The 3,907-nt window shown below is 73.7% G+C and carries 2 pseudogenes; both read right to left on the bottom strand.

The window, feature by feature from the left end:
* Nucleotides 1–2,844, bottom strand: a pseudogene (locus IO20_RS42510) (type I polyketide synthase); the annotation flags it as partial.
* Between the two features lie 174 nt (nucleotides 2,845–3,018).
* A pseudogene (locus tag IO20_RS42505) lies at nucleotides 3,019–3,723 on the bottom strand (polyketide synthase dehydratase domain-containing protein); the annotation flags it as partial.
* Nucleotides 3,724–3,907: the final 184 nt, after the last annotated feature.

Here is a 3,907-nt window from a genome sequence, read left to right as displayed (position 1 = left end):
CTCGCCGCGGAGTACGGCGGTGAGTTTCCAGTCGACGAAGGGTGCCAGTGCTGCTTCGCACTCGTCGATGACGCGTGCGAACTCGGGGGATGAGTCGAGTAGTTCGACCGCCATCCCGTCCCACTGCGAACCCTGCCCAGGGAACACGAACACGGCCGAAGCACCGGACGAGCGGCCCGGCTTGGCGCCCGAGACCGCAGCGGTCACGCCATCGATCTCACAGAAGGCGACGTCGGCGGGGCTGAGCTCCGGCCGTGCCCGTACGTGCTCCGCCAGCCGGCCCGCGGCCTCGGCCAACGCGTCCGCGGAACGCGCCGACAGCACCCACGGCAGATTCGAGCCGTCCAATCCGGCCGTGCCGTCAGTCGTGTCCCGGATTGTGTCACCGTCGGCCGGCGCTTCGGCGAGGACGATATGGGCGTTGGTTCCGCTGATGCCGAACGACGAGACACCGGCCCTGCGGACCCTGTCCTCGGCGGCGGGCCACGGACGCGGCTCGGTGAGGATCTCGACGCCGCCCGACTCCCAGTCGACGAGTTCGCTGGGCTTGCTCACGTTGAGCGAGGCCGGCAGCTCGTCGTGGCGCAGGGCCATGACCATCTTGATGATCCCGCCGACGCCGGCGGCGGCCTGGGCGTGTCGTGGCCGAGGCGTCGGGCGTCGGACAGTCGCTCGACGACCAGGACACCGACGCCTTCGGCCCACGCGGTGCCGTCCGCGTCGGCGGAGAAGGACTTGCAGCGGCCGTCCGCCGCGAGCCCCCGCTGACGCGAGAACTCGATGAAGGTGTTGGGCGTCGACATCACCGCCACACCGCCCGCGAGGGCCAGGGAGCATTCCCCGGACCGCAGGGCTCGTACCGCCAGGTGCAGCGCGACGAGTGACGACGAGCACGCCGTGTCCACGGTCAGCGCCGGGCCCTGCAGACCGAGCGTGTACGCCACCCGGCCGGTGGCGACACTGCCTGCGGTGCCGGTCAGGAAGTGGCCCTCGGCCTCTTCCGGCAGCCGGCCGCCACCCGGCCTCCCACGACACTTCGAGGAGCAGCCGCTGCTGCGGGTCCATCGCCAGCGCCTCGCGCGGCGAGATCCCGAAGAAGGCCGGGTCGAACTCGGCGGCCTCGTGGAGGAACCCGCCCTGCCGCACGTAGGAGGTGCCGGAGTGGTCCGGGTCGGGGTGGTAGAGGCCGTCGAGGTCCCAGCCCCGGTCGGCAGGGAAGCCGGAGATCACGTCCCGCTGCTGCGCGACGACCTGCCACAGCGACTCGGGCGAGTCCACCCCGCCCGGGAAACGGCACCCCATGCCGACGATCACGATCGGATCGTCGTCCGTACGCGGTGCGGCGACGACGGCGGCCGGCGGCGCGGCGCTCTCGGCCCGCTCCCGGGCGAGCGCCAGCGTGAAGTCGACGACGGCCGCCGGTGTGGGGTGGTCGAAGACGAGCGTGGCCGGGAGGCGCAGGCCGGTGGCGGAGTTGAGACGGTTGCGCAGCTGCACCGCGAGCAGCGAGTCGACGCCGAAGCTCTTGAACGGCTGGTCCGGGTCGATCCCGTCCGCCGAGTCGCGGCCGACGACCGAGGCGAGCTGGGCCCGCACCAGGTCGAGCAGCAGACGGCGGCCCTCCTCCTCGGACATCCGGCCGAGCCTGCGGCGCAGACCGGACTCGCCGGGGCGCCGCTGGGGGACCCGTACGAGGGAGCGCAGCACCGGGGACAGGGTCCCGGCGAGCGCGTCGGAGCGCAGCGCGGCCGGGTCGAGCAGGGCGGGCACGAGCACCGGGTAGGTGTCGGCGAGCGCCCGGTCGAGGAGTTCGAGACCCTGCTCGGTGGAGAGTGCGGTGACGCCGCGGGTCGAGAGGGTGTCGTCGTCCAAGTGCCCCGTCAGGCCCGTACGTTCGGCCCACAGGCCCCAGGCGAGCGAGGTCGCCGGGCGCCCGGCGGCACGGCGGCGGACGGCGAGGGCGTCGAGGAAGACGTTGCCGGCGGCGTAGTTGGCCTGACCCGGGTTGCCGAGCACGCCGGCCACCGAGGAGAAGAGGACGAAGGCCGCGAGGTCCTGATCGGCGGTCAGCTCGTCGAGGTGCGCGGCGGCGTCCACCTTGGGCCGGAGAACGGCGGCGAGCCGGTCGGCGGTCAGCGACTCGACCACGCCGTCGTCGAGGAGCCCCGCGGTGTGGACGACGGCGGTGAGCCGTACGCCGGTGAGGAGCTGCGCGAGCGCGTCACGGTCGGCGGTGTCGCAGGCGGCGAGTATGACCTCGGCGCCCGACTCGGTCAGTTCGGCGGCGAGTTCATCGGCGCCCGGGGCGTCGGCGCCACGTCGGCTGACGAGCAGCAGGCGGCGCGCACCGTGCCGGGTGACCAGGTGCCGGGCGACCGAGGCGCCGAGCACGCCGGTTCCGCCGGTGATGAGCACGGTGCCGTCCGGGTCGAGGCGGCCGCCGCCGGTCGGGTCGGCGACGGAGGCGTGCCGGACGAGCCGGGGGGCGAGGAGCGCTCCGTTCCGCAAGGCGAGCTGCGGCTCGGTGAGCACGGCCCCGGGAACGGTGTCGGCCAGGTGCGACACCGCGTCCGGGTCCAGGTCCAACAGTGCGAAGCGGTCCGGGTGTTCGGACTGCGTGGTCCTGATCAGGCCCCACACGGTGGCCTGGGCGGGGTTCGTGACCTCCGGGCCGGCGGCGCCGTCCGTCATCACGAGGAGACGGGAGCCGGAGAAGCGGACATCGGCCAGCCACGCCTGGACCAGTCCGAGCGCCCAACCCGCTGCCTCGTGCGCGTCCATGGCGAGGTCGGCTCCGGTCGAGTCCTGCGACACGACCGGACATCGGACGCCGACGACCTTCGGTACAAGGTCGGGGACGTCGGCCAGGTCCGCGACCAGACATACGTCGACGTCGGCCGCGGCGGCCGGAACGGGCTGCCACTCCAGCCTGAACAGCGAGTCGGCGCCGCTGCCGGCGACCGCATCGGCCGTGAACGGGCGCATCGTGACGGCCTCCGCGGACAGCACGGGCCTTCCTGCTGCGTCGGCGACGAGCAGGGCCACCCCGTCCTCACCCCGCGCGCTGAGCCGGACCCGCAGGGCGTCCGCGCCCTCGGTGTAGCGGGTGACGCCGGACCAGGAGAAGGGCAGGACGGTGCCGCTGTCCTCGCGGAGCAGACCGACCGCGTGCAGGGCCGCGTCGAGCACCGCGGGGTGCAGGCCGAAGGCGGCGGCGTCGAGCTCCGCGGGCAGGCTCACCTCGGCGTAGACGTCACGGTCGGCGCGCCAGGCGGCGCGCAGCCCCTGGAAGGCGGGGCCGTAGTCGTAGCCCGACTCCGCGAGGGTGTCGTAGCGGGTCTCGACGTCGATCTCGTGGGCGCCGGGCGGCGGCCACTCGACGAGGTCGAAGTCGACGGTGACGTCGTCGATGTCGAGCACCGCCGCGGCGTGCCGCGTCCACGGGACGTCCGGGTCGGCGTCCTGCGGCCGGGAGTGCACGGCCAGCTCCCGCTGCCCGTTCGCACCGGGCGGCTCCACGGTCACCCGGAGCTGTACGGCTTCGCCGGGAGGCAGCACCAGCGGCGCCTGGAGGGTGAGTTCGGCGAGCCGGCGCCAGCCCATCCGGGCGCCCACGGCCATCGTGAGCTCCAGGAACGCGGTGCCGGGCAGCAGCACGGTGCCGAGGACGGCGTGATCGGCGAGCCACGGCTGCGTGTCGAGGGCCAGTCGCCCCGTGTACACCAGCCGGTCCTCCTCGACGAGCTCGACCACGGCGCCGAGCAGCGGATGCCCGGCCGAGGACAGACCGAGTCCCCGCGCATCCGTCGCGGCGGGTTCGGGTGTGAGCCAGTAGTGCTGGCGTTGGAAGGGGTAGGCGGGGAGTTCGATGGTGTGGGTGCGGTAGGGGGTGAGGGTGGTGGGCCAT

The organism is Streptomyces exfoliatus (genome assembly GCF_000725545.1).
GTDB classification, from domain to species: Bacteria; Actinomycetota; Actinomycetes; order Streptomycetales; family Streptomycetaceae; genus Streptomyces; species Streptomyces exfoliatus.
Note: the sequence above shows the minus strand (reverse complement) of the source record. Positions and strands in the feature narration are given on the sequence as shown.